The 14,367-nt window shown below is 50.5% G+C and carries 15 protein-coding genes and 1 pseudogene; 7 read left to right on the forward strand and 9 right to left on the reverse strand.

Annotated elements, in window-relative coordinates; all coding sequences use genetic code 11:
* The first annotated feature begins 148 nt into the window (after positions 1-148).
* From AB1656_02910 to AB1656_02920, 3 genes are all read left to right on the forward strand, one after another.
* Positions 149-1,036, forward strand: coding sequence for an AAA family ATPase (locus tag AB1656_02910; GenBank protein ID MEW6234314.1), 888 nt, complete (start codon positions 149-151; stop codon positions 1,034-1,036).
* Between the two features lie 22 nt (positions 1,037-1,058).
* The gene (locus AB1656_02915) at positions 1,059-2,375 is read left to right on the forward strand and encodes a Gfo/Idh/MocA family oxidoreductase (protein ID MEW6234315.1); all 1,317 of its coding nucleotides are present in this window, start codon (positions 1,059-1,061) and stop codon (positions 2,373-2,375) included.
* Between the two features lie 93 nt (positions 2,376-2,468).
* On the forward strand, positions 2,469-4,829 hold the full coding sequence (locus tag AB1656_02920; GenBank protein ID MEW6234316.1) for a hypothetical protein: 2,361 nt from the start codon (positions 2,469-2,471) through the stop codon (positions 4,827-4,829).
* Between the two features lie 175 nt (positions 4,830-5,004).
* On the opposite strand, the gene amrS is transcribed toward AB1656_02920, so the two are convergent.
* From amrS to amrB, 4 genes are all read right to left on the reverse strand, one after another.
* Positions 5,005-6,159: an AmmeMemoRadiSam system radical SAM enzyme gene (gene amrS / locus AB1656_02925; protein MEW6234317.1), complete on the reverse strand. Its 1,155-nt coding sequence runs from the start codon at positions 6,157-6,159 to the stop codon at positions 5,005-5,007.
* A 136-nt stretch (positions 6,160-6,295) separates the two neighbouring features.
* Complete coding sequence (locus AB1656_02930) at positions 6,296-7,303, reverse strand: DUF362 domain-containing protein (GenBank protein MEW6234318.1); 1,008 nt, start codon at positions 7,301-7,303, stop codon at positions 6,296-6,298.
* Between the two features lie 343 nt (positions 7,304-7,646).
* Complete coding sequence (locus AB1656_02935; GenBank protein MEW6234319.1) at positions 7,647-7,859, reverse strand: prevent-host-death protein; 213 nt, start codon at positions 7,857-7,859, stop codon at positions 7,647-7,649.
* Positions 7,860-7,911: 52 nt separating this feature from the next.
* Complete coding sequence (gene amrB / locus AB1656_02940; GenBank protein MEW6234320.1) at positions 7,912-9,408, reverse strand: AmmeMemoRadiSam system protein B; 1,497 nt, start codon at positions 9,406-9,408, stop codon at positions 7,912-7,914.
* A 214-nt stretch (positions 9,409-9,622) separates the two neighbouring features.
* Here amrB and AB1656_02945 point away from each other — a divergent pair, with 214 nt between their 5' ends.
* Together AB1656_02945 and AB1656_02950 are read left to right on the forward strand one after the other, a co-directional pair.
* Complete coding sequence (locus AB1656_02945) at positions 9,623-10,810, forward strand: hypothetical protein (protein MEW6234321.1); 1,188 nt, start codon at positions 9,623-9,625, stop codon at positions 10,808-10,810.
* Positions 10,811-11,075: 265 nt separating this feature from the next.
* Positions 11,076-11,546 carry a hypothetical protein gene (locus AB1656_02950; GenBank protein ID MEW6234322.1) on the forward strand — a complete coding sequence of 157 codons (471 nt, stop codon included), beginning with the start codon at positions 11,076-11,078 and terminating at the stop codon, positions 11,544-11,546.
* Positions 11,547-11,555: 9 nt separating this feature from the next.
* Here AB1656_02950 and AB1656_02955 read toward each other — a convergent pair whose 3' ends face one another.
* The 4 genes and pseudogenes from AB1656_02955 to AB1656_02970 form a co-directional block, all read right to left on the reverse strand.
* Positions 11,556-11,819, reverse strand: a complete 264-nt coding sequence (locus tag AB1656_02955) for a hypothetical protein (GenBank protein MEW6234323.1) — start codon at positions 11,817-11,819, stop codon at positions 11,556-11,558.
* 172 nt (positions 11,820-11,991) lie between these two features.
* Entirely contained in the window at positions 11,992-12,141 is a 150-nt protein-coding gene (locus tag AB1656_02960) for a hypothetical protein (GenBank protein ID MEW6234324.1), read from the reverse strand.
* Complete coding sequence (locus AB1656_02965; GenBank protein ID MEW6234325.1) at positions 12,134-12,490, reverse strand: GIY-YIG nuclease family protein; 357 nt, start codon at positions 12,488-12,490, stop codon at positions 12,134-12,136. Before AB1656_02965 ends, AB1656_02960 begins: the two co-directional genes overlap by 8 nt.
* A gap of 149 nt (positions 12,491-12,639) precedes the next feature.
* A pseudogene (locus tag AB1656_02970) lies at positions 12,640-12,807 on the reverse strand (SAM-dependent DNA methyltransferase).
* Positions 12,808-12,867: 60 nt separating this feature from the next.
* Here AB1656_02970 and AB1656_02975 point away from each other — a divergent pair.
* A complete protein-coding gene (locus AB1656_02975; GenBank protein MEW6234326.1) occupies positions 12,868-13,053 on the forward strand; it encodes a hypothetical protein in 186 nt (61 codons plus the stop codon).
* Positions 13,044-13,421: a hypothetical protein gene (locus tag AB1656_02980; GenBank protein ID MEW6234327.1), complete on the forward strand. Its 378-nt coding sequence runs from the start codon at positions 13,044-13,046 to the stop codon at positions 13,419-13,421. Before AB1656_02975 ends, AB1656_02980 begins: the two co-directional genes overlap by 10 nt.
* Positions 13,422-13,424: 3 nt before the next feature.
* On the opposite strand, the gene AB1656_02985 is transcribed toward AB1656_02980, so the two are convergent.
* The gene (locus AB1656_02985) at positions 13,425-14,354 is read right to left on the reverse strand and encodes a YggT family protein (protein ID MEW6234328.1); all 930 of its coding nucleotides are present in this window, start codon (positions 14,352-14,354) and stop codon (positions 13,425-13,427) included.
* Positions 14,355-14,367 lie beyond the last annotated feature (13 nt).

Below are 14,367 nucleotides of genomic sequence, written 5' to 3' on the forward strand. Positions count from 1 at the left end.
TTTCAGAAAAAAAATAAACAACAGCCGGTTTTAGAACAATCGCTTTTTCTATTGTCGCATCTCCCGCCTTTCCTTCCTTTTCTTGCGACGCCATCATTGATCTTGACGCGAAGATTGTTTTACAATTCGCTCAGGAGAGCAAAAATCGATGCCAATCGTCATGTTCCTCAATTTAAAAGGCGGAGTCGCCAAAACCACCAACGCCGTAGCCGTGGCAGAGTGCTTCGCCTCCACCGGCAAGCGGGTGCTTCTCGTCGACGCCGATCACCAATCCATGGCGAGCGAATTGCTGTTGGGCGAAGAACGCCTCGCCCAGGCTGAAGCCCGCAAGAAAACGCTGCACGATCTTTTCGCTTATATGCTTAGCGACGATTTCAATCCCGACGCCATGCGGGAATATGTCACGCCGCTCGCTTCCAATATCACTTCCATCAAAAAAAATATCGACTGTATTCCCTGCTCCCACCGCATCGACGAATTTACTACCAACATGGCCAAGGCGCGCAAGGGTTATCAGAGCAACGAAGAATTTCTGCGCCGATTGAATCGCCTTCGCTATTCCTTCGCCCGTTGGTGCAACGGCCATTATCAGTATACCATCGTCGATTGCCCGCCCACGTTCGTCATTCAAGTCGTATTTCTCTTAGCTTCCGCTGATTATTTCATACTTCCTACCATTCCCGACCGGCTTTCCATTCGCGGTTCGCTTTACCTCTTGGAGCGGCTGAGGATGCGTGGTTATAAACGAATTCAATGCTTGGGAACGTTATGGTCGCTGGTCCGCGTACAAGTGGCTAAACACCGCAACATCATGAAATGGGTAGAAGAAAAGCGCGACGGTTACGCCAGTTTGCCCCAGCCTTTCGCTACGGTCATTCCCAATATGTCTTCCATCGCCAACGCTATGGATTACCTCAAAAACTATTCTTCGTATCAAGCGAAATATCAAGATAAATCCGCCGATTTGTTCGAAAACGTATGCAAAGAAATCGAAGAAAGAATTCGCATCGCCAAGAAGGAAAACGAGAATCGTTAACCGCGAGCGGGAGGGAATGACAATGATATCGAAACGAGTTTCGCGCCGGAATTTCGCCCGTCTATCCGCTGGGATTGGTTTGGGAATGACGATTACCCCTCAAACCGTTCTCGGCGCCAACGAAAGAATCAACATCGGCATGATCGGTTGCAGCGGACGCGGCGTGGACATCTCCCGCTACTTTCTGCAAAACGGCGCCGTCTTCAAAGCCGTCTGCGACGTCGACCAAACGCGGCTAGAGCGCGGACGCGAAATCGTGGGCGGCGAGAGCGTCGACGTTTATAAGGATTATCGCAAATTGCTGGAGCGGAAAGATTTGGACGCGGTGTTAATCGCTACGCCTCCCCATTGGCATCCCATTCCTTTCGTCGACGCTTGTAAAGCGGGAATGGATATCTATTGCGAAAAACCGCTGGGCGTTACGATTTGGGAAGGCCAGCAGATGGTCAAGGCGGCGAGAAAATACAACCGCGTTACCCAATGCGGAACCCAAACCCACTCGGCGCAGAACTTCCGCGAAGGGATTGAACTCCTGCATCAAGGCTATATCGGCAAGATCGTAAAAGCAGTCAGCGGGAGTCTGCGCAACAACAATCCCGCCGGCATGGGGCAAGCGGCCATCTGTGATCCTCCCGAAGAATTGGATTGGGATTTTTGGCTGGGGCCGCTGCCGAAGATGCCTTATTTCCGGCAGCGCTGCCACGGCGGCTTCCGCTGGTTTTGGGAAACAGACGGTGGCTGGATGACGGATTGGGGCGTTCATCAATTGGATATCATCCAATGGGGAATTCAACAAGATTATCCTTTGTCGGTTTCATCGGAAGGCGGGAAATTTTTCTTCACGGATTGTTCGGAAACGCCCGATACGCTGGAGACGGTTTTTCAATTCAAGGATTGCCTGGTGCAATTCACCGTGCGTTCGTGCAACGCCCGCGATCCGGAGCATAAACCGGACATCGCCGACACCTGGTACGGCTACGGCATCGAGTTTTTCGGAACCAAGGGAACGCTCTTCATCGACCGCGACCGGCTGCTGCTTTGGCCGGAAGAAGGAGCCTACGGCGACGGCGTGGAGAAGATCGAACGCACTGTCGATTATATTCAAATGAACGTCAATCATGTAAAAGAATTTTTGGATAACATTAAAACCCGCCAGCGCTGCGTCTGCGACGTCGAAGTCTGCCATCGCGCTTCCAGCACCTGCCACTTAGGCAATATCGCCTACCGCACCGGCGCACGCATCGAATGGGACGGCGCCGCCGAACGCATCACGAATCGCCCCGAACTCAACTCCTGGCTGCAACGCCCTTATCGAAAACCGTGGAAGTTAGAAGTGTGACTTTGGGACTGGGAGACGGGGGGACTTTGGGTCGGGGAGTAGCCTCTGGTGGGCTACGCTTCGCTTTGAGCCCACCCTACATAGTAATACAAAATGGAAAGGTTAATCCTCGCCGCTTCTTTCTTTCTGGGATGCTTCGCCATCCTGGCTCAGACGATCCTTTTTCGTGAACAGCTGGCGATTTTGGAAGGCAACGAACTGACTTTGGGTCTATTGCTCGCCGGGTGGCTGATCGGCGTTGCCGTTGGGGCTTTGACGCCCAGAAAATTGGATGTCGAACGTTCGCTTTCCCGCTGGTTCGCCGCCATATTACTATCCCCGCCTCTGATGCTGGCTGTTTGCGTAATCCTGATCCGGCTGCTTCCGGCGATTCTTGACGTTCCGGTTGGGGAAATTCCCTCTCCCATACAAACGCTGCTCTTCGCCTTGATGGCGGCGCTGCCATTGGGTTTTCTTTTCGGTTTTTCCTTTCCCGTCTTCTCGGCGGCCTTGAACCAATGCCAACCTGCAGAATCAGGCGAAGCGCCTATCGCCAAGACGGCGAGCATCGGTTCGATTTTTCTTATCGAATCGCTGGGCGGAGCGATGGCTGGTTTTCTGATGGCGATAGGGCGGAGTCAACTTATCAATCCCTTCCTGCATTCCGTCATCGCATTGGGCGTTTTTGGGCTGATTCTTATCCTCTCCGACGATCGTTTGCGCCGAAAAAGCATTCTACTATCCGCCATTATCGCTATTCCATTGTTATTGTACTTATCGCAAATTCTTAACGATTGGAGCGCAAGCCGCCGCTGGGAGAACCACCATCCGGGCTATGAGTTGTATCGTTGCCTGGAAACGCCCTATCAACGATTGGAGATCGGCGGGCGCGAAGGCCAATACACCCTCTTCGGCAACGGCGCCGAGCTATTCTCATTTCCCAACGAATACGAAGCGCCGCAATGGGCTTACATGGCGCTGTCGCAAAATCCCCAAGCGAAATCCATACTGCTCGCCAGCGGCGATAGCGGCCTATTGGCGCCCTTGGCGGAACATCGCCCGGATAAGATCGCCGTCGCCTATTTGGATTCGGGAATCGGCGATATTTTTTACGATGGACTGGGACAAAACATAAAGCGGACGGTGGTCAAAAACTTCCCGCTCGATTTCAATCGTTCCGCCGGGCCGCTTCCCGGCGTGGCTCTCTCCATCGATCAAACGGATATTCGGCGCCTGCTTTCCTCGATTCCCCAACAAACAAAATTCGATTGCATTATCATCATACAGCCCGGACCGTCCAACGGCCTGCTCAACCGGCTCTATACGCGCGAATTTTTCCGCCACTCTCGCGATTTCCTATCCTCCGATGGCGTATTCGTCATCACCGCCGCCGGGCCGCCTGCTTACGATTACGGCGATGCAGGCGCTAATTGCGGCGCGATTTATTGGACGCTTCGCGAAGTTTTTCCTAATGTATTGGCCGTTCCCGGCGTAACATGGTGGTTCTTCGCCAGCCCTTCGCGGCAATTCCTCATCGACGCCGACGCCATCGCCCAACGCCATCGCGAGTTGAATCTCGACAGCGCTTATTTTGCTCCCGAATTTTTCTCCCTCTTTTACGAGGCGGAGCGCATTCGCCAGGCCGAGAAATCGCTGCAAACCTACGCCGCCATGCCGCGCAATACGGACGACCGGCCGCTCTGCTACCTCTATCATCTTCTGATTTGGAGCAAGCAATATAATTATTTAAAATGGCTGCCGGTGGAGGCGTTGGCCAAAAGCGGAGCCTCTCTCTTGGGTATAGGCTTGGCAGCTGCCCTTTTATTTTATGGAGTATGTTATGGCGCCAGCCGCATGATTCTTGGCCGAAAGCGCAATCCTGCGCCGTTGGTTACGCTAGCGGCTACCGGTCTGGCTTCGATGGGCGCGGAAATCTCCATCCTGCTATTTTTCCAAAGCAAAGTAGGCTGCCTCTACGAAAGAGTAGGCGTTTTTTTCGCTATTTTTATGCTTGGTCTTGCGCTCGGCGCCGTCTTCGCCAAACGGCGAGGGATGGCTTCGAAACCAGCGTCCATTGCGTTGCTTGGTCTGGATAGAGGTCTGTTTCTCATTCTTCTTATTACGCCCATTATGCTTATGAGAGTAGAATCATTGAATCGATATTCTATCTTCGAATTCGCGATTCAGCCCCCAGAAATGGCGTTGTGGCTATGGAACGGAATCATCGCTTTCGCCGCTGGAATGATTTTTACCATTACGGCCCAAGCCATGCCGAAAAGCGAAAGCGTAAGTTCATCGGCGGGATGGGTGGACGCCGCCGATAACCTAGGAGGAGCGTTAGGCGCATTGGTTACAGGCGTTTTATTGGTCCCGATTCTTGGAATCATGAATACGTTTTATCTCTTCGCGGGAGTGAAGGCGATGAATCTGATTGGATTATATCTATGGACGAGAAAGATCAAATTGACGGTATAAGGCGCTTCAGGATTGAGTAGATATATTCTTTGTCAGAATCTGTATATCCAAATAACAGGTTTTTTTTATCCTGAAAATCCTAATTCTGACAACATATTTTTTCCATTTACCCAGATTTAAAAGGCTATTATTACAATGCCCCTTTTAAAGGGGCAAACGACAATAGCCCGCTGTTTTAACGGCGGGATTCATCTTTCAAGGGATCCTTCCACACTCCCGGAATAGGCGTTTTGCACTTTTTGCATTTCCCGTCTTCGAAGCCATCCAACATGATCTTGTATCCCAACCGGCGGATTACGACATTGTTGCATTTGGGGCAATAAGTATTTTCCGCCGTATGGCCGGGCACGTTTCCGATGTAAACGTAATTCAATCCCGCCTGCTTAGCGATTTTGTGCAGGCGCTCCAGCGTCGGAATCGGCGTCGAGGGCAGGTTTTTGATTTTGTACATCGGATGAAAGCGGGTGAAATGAATCGGGACGTCCTTTCCCAAATGTTCGGAAATCCATTGAACCATTCCCTTGGTTTCATCGTCGCTATCATTGAGCGTGGGAATGATGAGCACCACCAATTCCAGCCATACGCCCATTTCATGGATTATTTCCAACGCCTTTAAAACCGGCTGCAATTCGCCGCTGCACGTCTGTTTGTAAAATTTTTCCGTATAAGCTTTGAAATCGATCTTCACCGCCGTCAGTTTCGGCAGCAACTCGCGCAATGGTTTTTCCTGAATGTAGCCGTTGGAGATCATAACGCTGCCTAAACTTTTTTTGCGGCCCTCGTCGGCGCAGTCGAGCATATATTCATAAAAGATGACGGGTTCGGAATAGGTATAGGCGATAGTCTGGCATTTCTTTTCGATCGCCAACTGCGCGATATCCGCAGGCGGGCAGTCGAACATGCGGATTTGTTCGGGGCGGAACTGGGAAATATCCCAGTTCTGGCAAAACTTGCATTCGATGTTGCATCCGGCGGTGGCGAGCGAAAAGGCGCCCGTGCCGGGCAAATAATGAAACAACGGCTTTTTTTCGATAGGATCGACGCCGAAGGAGCAGGGACGGCCATAAACCAAAGTTTTATAAGCGCCGCCGTGATTCTCGCGCACTCCGCAATAGCCGCGCTCCTTATCGGCGACGCGGCACTCCTTGGGACAAAGGAGGCAGCGGATCGTCAAGCCGTCGAGATGCTCGTAGTGCATCGCTTCACGATCGGATAACTCCTGCGTCGGCGTCAATTCCGTCGCGCCCCAAACGCCGCCGCCAAGGGAGAAAGCGCAAGCGGCGCAGGCGGAAGATTGAATAAATCGGCGTCTCGATAAATCCGCGTTCATGATAGAAACCTCTAATTAACTCATGCTAAACAAATCCATTCCCTCGCCCTCTGGGAGAGGGTTAGGGTGAGGGTAATAAGTCTAGCCATATCAACCCTCACCTAACCTCTCCCCGAGGGAGAGGAATTACAATACTTCATACGGCGGCTTCGACGATCTCGATATGCGCGGGATCGGCCCAGCCGAGTTTCTTTTCTTCCGCGAGTTGGATGTAGAGCGGTTCGCGCCCCGCTTCCTTCAATGGCGGCAGTTTCATTTCCGCCCGTTTTTTCTCCAGAATGCTCGCGGCCACGGCGTCGAGGGCGACCGGGTCGGCGGCGATCATCAATCCGTTGTAATCCCAAGCCGCCGAAGCTTTGTAGGCGGGGCCGCCGTCGCATTGCCCGCGAAAGGCGTCGCAGATCGTCAGGCGCAGTCTGTTGCGGATATAGGGATGAAGACAAACGTCGGGAACATAAGGATCTTTAGCCACGTCAAAATGGTATTTATTGGGATTATGAATCGCTCCAAAGAAATTCTTCATCGCGACGGAAACGCCGCAGAGATCGTGATCCTTTAAAATTCCTATGTTAATCAAAGCGGTGCAGCCTTGAGAAACAATGCGGGAAAAACAAGAGCCGATGCTGCCGCTGGTTTCCGGCTCCGCCTCGTAACCAACGCCCGGGCTGTCGGTGGCGATGACGGCGGCGCGGCCTTTTGCGCTCTCTTTGGTGAAGACCGCGCGTTCCAATTCCCGTACGCTGCGGTCCCAGATAAAAATGCGTTGTGGTAATACTCCAACGTCCGCCAATTTCTCCGCGACGGCGTAAACCAACTCCGGATGGGGCGACAGGCTGCGTCCGCCAAGCGTATTGACTTTGATGGCGACTGTATCTTTAGAAGAAAACAGCGTTCGCCAAAGCGCATCCGCCTCTTTGCCGCCAGTGAAGGCGAGGGCGGCGGCGTCCAGCATTTTACGCGTCAGCGTTTCATCGAGCGTATTCGAAGGCGACAGCATTCCCTCCCGCCGGGCGATGACGACGCGGCTTTTGCCCATTAATCCTGGCGTGGAAGCAGTGGCGCGGCTGGCGATCCAAAGAGCGGGAGCGGCTAATATTCCGCTTCCTATTCTATTTATAAACGATCTGCGATTAACAATTGGCATAAATGGATTCCTTTTTAATAGCTCATGTTACGCAGCCTGTGGGTGCAAACGTCCCGCCTGCACGTTGGAGAAACTATCCAAGAGCGGCGATTGGGCTTTTGATCTGATGCATTTTTGAATTACGAAAACACGAAATAACTCAAATTCCACGAAATATTCGAATCGCGGATATCGCGGATTCTTTTGAATTTCAAGGAAAAATCTTTCATACTTCGCAATTCCTTGCGCCAACCATTTTTTTCTTTTTTTCGTGTTTTTCTTTTCCTTTCGTGTTTTCGTGATTCAAACGACGAGAGTAAGAGATTCCTTTAATTACTCATCGCGCGTAACATGAGTAATAGTTTCATCTCATATACTCGTCGAAATTGCTTATAGGCGCATCGAAATCATCAGAAATATCAATCAATCCTTTCGCGCTTCCATACTTTGGCGCTCTATGAGAAATTGTTAATGGAACTAATTGGATCATTTGCGAATCGTTCTTTTTGATAACCACCTGCTCGCCTTTCATGGCGGCGTCAAATAAATCGGAAAACTGGGTTTTTGCTTCATCCAAACCGATTTGAACCATTTTTTTATTCCCTTCGTAGAATACGATTTCATAATCGTCACTGCTTCTTAAACGTCTCTCCAAAAACCTGCGCCGTGAAGGTTTGGAAGGAGCAGCCGGATTTCCAATCGTCTTCCTGCAAGCCCGCTTTCAAACACAAATGCTTGAGGGCGTCTTCCACCGTCCAGCCTTGCTCCAAGGCCACTTGCGGCAGAAACAGCGCCGAGCGGCCTTTTTTTTCAAGAATGAAGCCGTCGCGGCCCAGGACGATATCCTTCCAAGAATCCACCGGCTGGCGCGGCGACATGACGGAAATTTCGATATCGACGTCCTTCAACTCCTCCTTCTGCAATTGGTTGAAGCGAGTATCCCGAAACGCTGACAGCAAAACGGTTTTCGCCGCTGTTTGGCATAACGGATCGGAACCCTGCAAGTCGCCGATGCAGCCCCGCAGTTCCCCTTTTTTATTGAGAGTGACGAAGACGCCCTTCTTCTCTTTTAAACGTTCCGTAACCAGATTCGGTTCCGGCTGGTATTCCTTCGCTTTGCCTTCCGCAAAGTTCTGTTCCAACGTCTTGCGCGCTATCTCCAGCATAAGAGCGGTCTCTTTCTCGTCGAGGTAATCCTTGCGCTCGCGGAAAACCAAGGAAGAATAACTCACGGATTCGTCGTAACTTTTCGTTTTATCTCCCGAAGTGGCGTAGCGGACGAATTCCACTTGCGTCTGCTGCGGCAGAGCCGCCAGGCCGATGCAGATGGGATTATGCCCGCAAATGGTGGCTTGCGTTCTTTCGATGAAATCGGCGAAACCATTCGCGTCCAGATTGAGAATAGGATTGACGGCGGCGAAATCCAAACGCTGTACGTTCGCCCTGATGTTGTCTTTGAAGGGAATATACCCAAAGCGCGGCCCTTGGTGTGTAAAATCGGAACTCATAACCAACAGCGTCTTTTCATCCAACAAAGGTTGGATAGCCTTAGCCATTTCATAGCCGTCGCTGGAAGAAATATCCCCTACGACGATGGGAACGATCGTGAATTCCTTGAGCGTGCGTTGGAGGAACGGCAGTTGTATCTCCAGACTATGCTCCTGGGCGTCGGCTTCGGGCAAGGATTGAAAAAGGCTGGAAGAACGCAGACTCTTGCACGCCTCTTTATCCAAATTCACTAGCCCCAGCGGCGTTTCGTAGGCGTCGGCGTCAGCGATGGAGCCGCCTCGAAAAGCGGCGCGGTGGGAAGGGCCAAGAATCACTACCCGCCGGATAGGCGCGCCTGTCAGAACCTTATAGGCGTAGGCGGCGGTTTCGCCGGAATATTCGTATCCGGCATGGGGAACAACCAACGCCCGCACGCGGTTGGGATTGGGCGCCGTTTGCGGAACCTGCTTCAGGAAGCCGTCGACCTGCTGCGTCAACTTGGCTTGAGTTCCCTCATACCACGTTCCCGCCAAGATGGACTTGCGCACGTTAGCGCCGGAGGAATCGCCGCAGGCGATAATAACCTGTAACGCCAGCGTCAGAAAAGAAATCCCAAAAAATCGATGGATCTTGTTCATAATTTCTTCCTCGCGCAATGGATAACAATAGATTCCCTTCATTAATTTATAGTATAGTGGATTATGTGATTTCGCGTATATTGCAGCGCGCCATTTTTCAAAATAGACGTACGAATCGGAATGGCGGGGTGGCAAGGGCAAGGTTGTTTCTGCCCTTTAGAATTCCCCGTGATTCGGAAATTGACTTAATACAAACCAGAGGAGATATAAACACATGCGCTTTCCAATACAATTTCTTTCCATCCTTCTGTTAATCGCAGTCCTTTCCCTGCCCTGCTCCGCTAGCGATGAAAACGCTTACGCCGCCTGGAAGAACGGTCCAAGGAAAGATGCGGGATATTTCCCTATAGCCGTTTGGCTGCAAAGCCCGAAAAACGCCGCCAAGTATAAAGAAGCGGGATTCAACCTTTATGTGGGACTGTGGAGAGGCCCGACAGAAGAGCAATTGGCGGAACTTACGCAAGCGGGAATGCCGGTAATTTGCGATCAAAACCAAGTTGGATTGAAACATATCGACGATCCCATCATCGTCGCCTGGATGCACGGCGACGAGCCGGACAACGCTCAACCCATAACCGATCCCCAGACGGGAAAACCATCTTACGGCCCCTGCATCCCGCCGGAAAAAATCGTGAAGGATTACGAAGCCATTCGCAAAGCCGATCCCTCGCGCCCGGTGATGCTCAACCTGGGACAGGGCGTCGCCAATGATAATTGGATCGGGCGCGGCAGCGGCGCCCATATCGACGATTACCTGACCTACGTCAAAGGCTGCGACGTAGTTTCCTTCGATATTTATCCTATGGCGGGATTGAAGGACGGGATTAACAATCTATGGTATGTCGCCAAGGGCGTGGATCGGTTGATCCAATGGAGCGAGGGCAAGAAAATCGTCTGGAACTGCCTCGAATGCACCTGCATCGGAAACGAATATTCCAAAGCCAATCCACAACAGTTGCGCTCGGAAGCCTGGATGTCCATCATTCACGGTTCGATGGGACTTATCTATTTCGTGCATCAATTCAAGCCCGCGTTTAATGAATCCGCCTTGCTCGACGATCCCGAAATGTTGGCGGCAGCCTCGGCGCTGAATAAGCAAATTCAATCGCTAGCGCCAGTTCTCAACTCCCCCACACTCAAAGACGCTGTTACGGTGAAATCCTCGGACGCCAACGTTCCCATCGACATCATGGCGAAGCGGCATGAGAAAAATCTCTACCTTTTCGCCGTAGGAATGCGTAACGCTCCCGCCAAGGCCGAATTTCAATTATCCAACGATTTTGCGGGAGCCAAGGCAGAGGCAATTGGCGAAAATCGGGACGCCGTCGTCATAACCGGCAACCATTTCGAGGATTCTTTCGAGCCTTATGGCGTTCATATCTACCGCATCGCCTTACCGTGATCCTATAGGCTGTCCATTTTTGATAATTCAAGCGAAAAAACCGTCTCAATTTTGCGTAAAAAAAAGGAGGCGGTTTTTTCTATTATTATTTAATACATTGATTACAATATAGATAAATCATATGCCTTAACATGCGATCTATTGGTATGATATATGCGGTAACAAAAACTAAATCCCAAAAAGAAATACATTCTCTTATCCAATGGAGAACGATAAAGAGTAATTTCAAAATGGCATAGAACCACTCGCCGAGGAGGTGAGCAATATGTCCGGTATAGAGGAGGTTACGAATCCTTTGTGCATCTTGGCAACGGGTTTGAGCAACGCGGAAATCAATCAAGTAGAGAATTTTTGCGCAAATAATAATGGAAAGCTGGTCTTTGCCGATTCCAGCCCGGATTTATGGAGCCGCGCCGAAGCGGAAGCCTGCGATCTTTGCCTCATCGGCCAAAGCAGCATACATCAATCCCTCAGCGATATCCTCTGGCTATTGAAAGGCATGACCAAACCGGAACGGTTGATTCTTATCGCCTCCAACCTTTCTCTGCGCGAGAGAAAACAACTGCGCCGCTATAAAATCCATCACATCTTAATCCGCCCCTTTCCTACCGCCCTGATTATCGAAACCATGGAAAAAGTATTGCATGGCGAAAGTTCATGGAAAGAACGAATCGCTTCCTATATCGCCGACTCGCTTTTTCATCCTTTTTCGGGCGAAGCGGCAAAACGCGGATAATCCGTGCGGCTATTCTTCCTCCGGCGGGGGAATTATATTTTCCGGCAAGGGAATATTGCACACGATTTCTTTGGCTCTCGCCAAGTCGCCATCGAACACGAGAATCATGGAATGCCCATGCTGTTTTTCAAATAAGCCGTCATAAGCCGAGTCGAAAAAACTGCGAACTACGCACTCTATGTTTTCGTCTTTGAGAGCGCCTATCAATTGCATCTCATGCACTGCATTTTCCGTTACGCATAAGGGAACAAGTTTTTCATTCGTTGCATCCACGGATTATTTCTCCATCTATAAAAAATAATAGTAAATTCTATTTTATCCGGACGTATCTTTGTCATTTCGAGCGATAGCGAGAAATCCTTCCACACGCGGGTTGAAGATTTCTCGGTCGCTGCGCTCCCTCGAAATGACAAGCAGCGATGCCGGACGCATGGGGAAAAAACCGTTAATCATAGTCTTTCCCCTGCTGCAACTCTGTCATTTCGAGCGAAGCGAGAAATCCTTCCACACGCGGGTTGAAGATTTCTCGGTCGCTGCGCTCCCTCGAAATGACATGCCGCGATCCGGGGCGCGGGGGGAAGAAAACGTTAATCATAGTCTTTCCCCTGCTGCGACTCTGTCATTTCGAGCGATAACGAGAAATCTTCTTTCTGTTCCCATTCCAAAGTCAAGTCTTTCCAAGTAGGATTCATTGAGACAACCAAATTATTCTTCTTTTCTCGCCGCCACTTTTTGATTTCCTTCTCTCTGGTTATGGCCGCATGGACGTCTATCCCGTGTTCGAAATAGACCAATTTGTTAACGTTGTATTTCTTGGTGAAACCATCCACCAGTTTGTTTTTATGCTCATATACCCTTCGCTCAAGGTTATTGGTCATGCCAATATACATAACCCTGTTGTTCCAGTTGGTGAGGATGTAAACGTAGAAGTTGTAGTCTTTCATCGGATTTCTCTTCGTTTCTTTGTCATTTCGAGCTTACCTTGTCATTTCGAGCTTACCTTGTCATTTCGAGCGAAGCGAGAAATCTTTCCACACGCGGGTTGAAGATTTCTCGGTCGCTGCGCTCCCTCGAAATGACATGCCGCGAAGGTCAGGAAGTTTCCGGCGCCGCAAGCCGGTTCCAAAAAACGGGACTCGATGCGCTCCGTTTCCTGTTTCACAAGATCAAGCATGTCGTTAACCTCGCGTTTGCCGGTCAACGCCCCGCCATGATCCGCAATCCGTTTTTTCGATATGACTTGCGATTCCTTTGCTTGCATGTCTGTCATTTCAAAGGGCTATCTCATTTTTATCCGGCAACCTCAAGAGAAAAAACGGCCTTGCCCTTGTCAGCCAATATTGTTATCTCATTCTTGTCGAGCGCTATTCTAACCGGCTCTTCCCGCTCGCGCCATACCGGCAATAGAAAGCGAATCGATTTCCTCAACGCCGCCGCGCCTTGCCAAGGCGGATCGCTTGACTCTATGATGAGTGAAATTCACCAGGAGGAAGCCCAATGGAATTAGCGGTCCCTATGCGAAAGATTCTGGCTGTAATGACGATCGCCAATGAAAACATCGAACCGGACGATTTCGCACGAATACGGAAAATCATCGAGGACTTTACTGAAACCAGCGTCTCCGACGAGAATATTTTGGAGGATTTCAAAACCGCCATCGTCGATCCCGACGCCGTATTCGCCGAATTGCAAAACCTATCATCCTCTCTATCCGAACTGGAGAAAGAAACCATGATTCGCGCCGCCGCCTTGTTGGCATTAGAGGACGATAACTTCCAAGAATGGAAAAAAGTGATGCTGGTAAAAAGCGCGGAAGCGTTGGGATTTACTATGCAGCGATTCGCCGAAATTTTGAGCGATATGGAATTCGAATAGGCTTTACGTCATTATCGTTCCCGGCGCTTGCTCTGGAGCAATCATGGAGAGAAAAGCGTTCGTTACTACGCGCAGCAAATAGACGAGGCCGGGATTCAACGCCAAAAAGGCGAAGATCGGCGACAAATCGACGAAGTCGATTCTCGCCCACGGGAATATCCGCCGGAAGAAATTTAGATAAGGATCTGACATGCCGCGCACGAATTGGATCAACGTGCTGAATTGATCCGCTCCCACCCATGTCGAAAGCACCGCCAAAAGCAACACGAGCGAATAAGCGGAGATCAAATCGCCGCAAATCGCATAGAGAGTAAAGACGATCGTTCGCTTAATCTCATAGTCCCCATAAAGAAAAGAGAGGTTGGTAAAGATCGTCAAGAAAAAGGCGCAGGCAAGAATCGCCGCTGAGCTTAAAAGAAAAAGCGCTGGCAGGTTTTCCGTCCGGAGGATTTTTTTAGCGAGTTGAAATACGGCGAAAGTCTTCTGTTGAAAACAAGCGTAGCCCGCATTGCCGCCGACGAGGTACAATCCATGACGCGAGACCATCATGCTGGCAAAGAGCAACGCGATGAGAATTTCCGCGACGAATACGACGCCCATTGAGAAACTGGCGGCCAGGGCGTTGAAAAGCGGCAACTGGGCGCCCACTCCATGAACACTCGCCAAGGGAATGCCCGCTGCGCCGAGAATCCAAAGGCACCATCCGCGCAGAACGATAACGACGACAATGGCGAATAACGGCATTTGATCTTGAATCTTCAAAGAACTCTGCGGGAACAATCGGCGGATGGGCTTAAGAACGCTCTCCGTCAAAGTCACAATCGTAACGAGAATCGGACCAAAACCGTAATACCGGTAGGGTTCGATGAAATAGCGGATCAAAAGAACGGCGATCAGCAATTGAAAAAATAGATTTAAAATGGAAAATAGCATATTGGGCAACCGT

It is taken from the genome of Candidatus Omnitrophota bacterium, from assembly GCA_040755155.1.
In the GTDB taxonomy this organism is placed as follows: Bacteria; Hinthialibacterota; Hinthialibacteria; order Hinthialibacterales; family Hinthialibacteraceae; genus JBFMBP01.

What these genes read in the sequence shown, in the direction of transcription:
- AB1656_02910 (MEW6234314.1), top strand. Translation starts at nt 149, where the DNA reads ATGCCAATCGTCATGTTCCTCAATTTAAAAGGCGGAGTCGCCAAAACC.
- AB1656_02915 (MEW6234315.1), top strand. Translation starts at nt 1,059, where the DNA reads ATGATATCGAAACGAGTTTCGCGCCGGAATTTCGCCCGTCTATCCGCT.
- AB1656_02920 (MEW6234316.1), top strand. Translation starts at nt 2,469, where the DNA reads ATGGAAAGGTTAATCCTCGCCGCTTCTTTCTTTCTGGGATGCTTCGCC.
- amrS (MEW6234317.1), bottom strand. Translation starts at nt 6,159, where the DNA reads ATGAACGCGGATTTATCGAGACGCCGATTTATTCAATCTTCCGCCTGC.
- AB1656_02930 (MEW6234318.1), bottom strand. Translation starts at nt 7,303, where the DNA reads ATGCCAATTGTTAATCGCAGATCGTTTATAAATAGAATAGGAAGCGGA.
- amrB (MEW6234320.1), bottom strand. Translation starts at nt 9,408, where the DNA reads ATGAACAAGATCCATCGATTTTTTGGGATTTCTTTTCTGACGCTGGCG.
- AB1656_02945 (MEW6234321.1), top strand. Translation starts at nt 9,623, where the DNA reads ATGCGCTTTCCAATACAATTTCTTTCCATCCTTCTGTTAATCGCAGTC.
- AB1656_02950 (MEW6234322.1), top strand. Translation starts at nt 11,076, where the DNA reads ATGTCCGGTATAGAGGAGGTTACGAATCCTTTGTGCATCTTGGCAACG.
- AB1656_02960 (MEW6234324.1), bottom strand. Translation starts at nt 12,141, where the DNA reads ATGATTAACGTTTTCTTCCCCCCGCGCCCCGGATCGCGGCATGTCATT.
- AB1656_02965 (MEW6234325.1), bottom strand. Translation starts at nt 12,490, where the DNA reads ATGAAAGACTACAACTTCTACGTTTACATCCTCACCAACTGGAACAAC.
- AB1656_02980 (MEW6234327.1), top strand. Translation starts at nt 13,044, where the DNA reads ATGGAATTAGCGGTCCCTATGCGAAAGATTCTGGCTGTAATGACGATC.
- AB1656_02985 (MEW6234328.1), bottom strand. Translation starts at nt 14,354, where the DNA reads ATGCTATTTTCCATTTTAAATCTATTTTTTCAATTGCTGATCGCCGTT.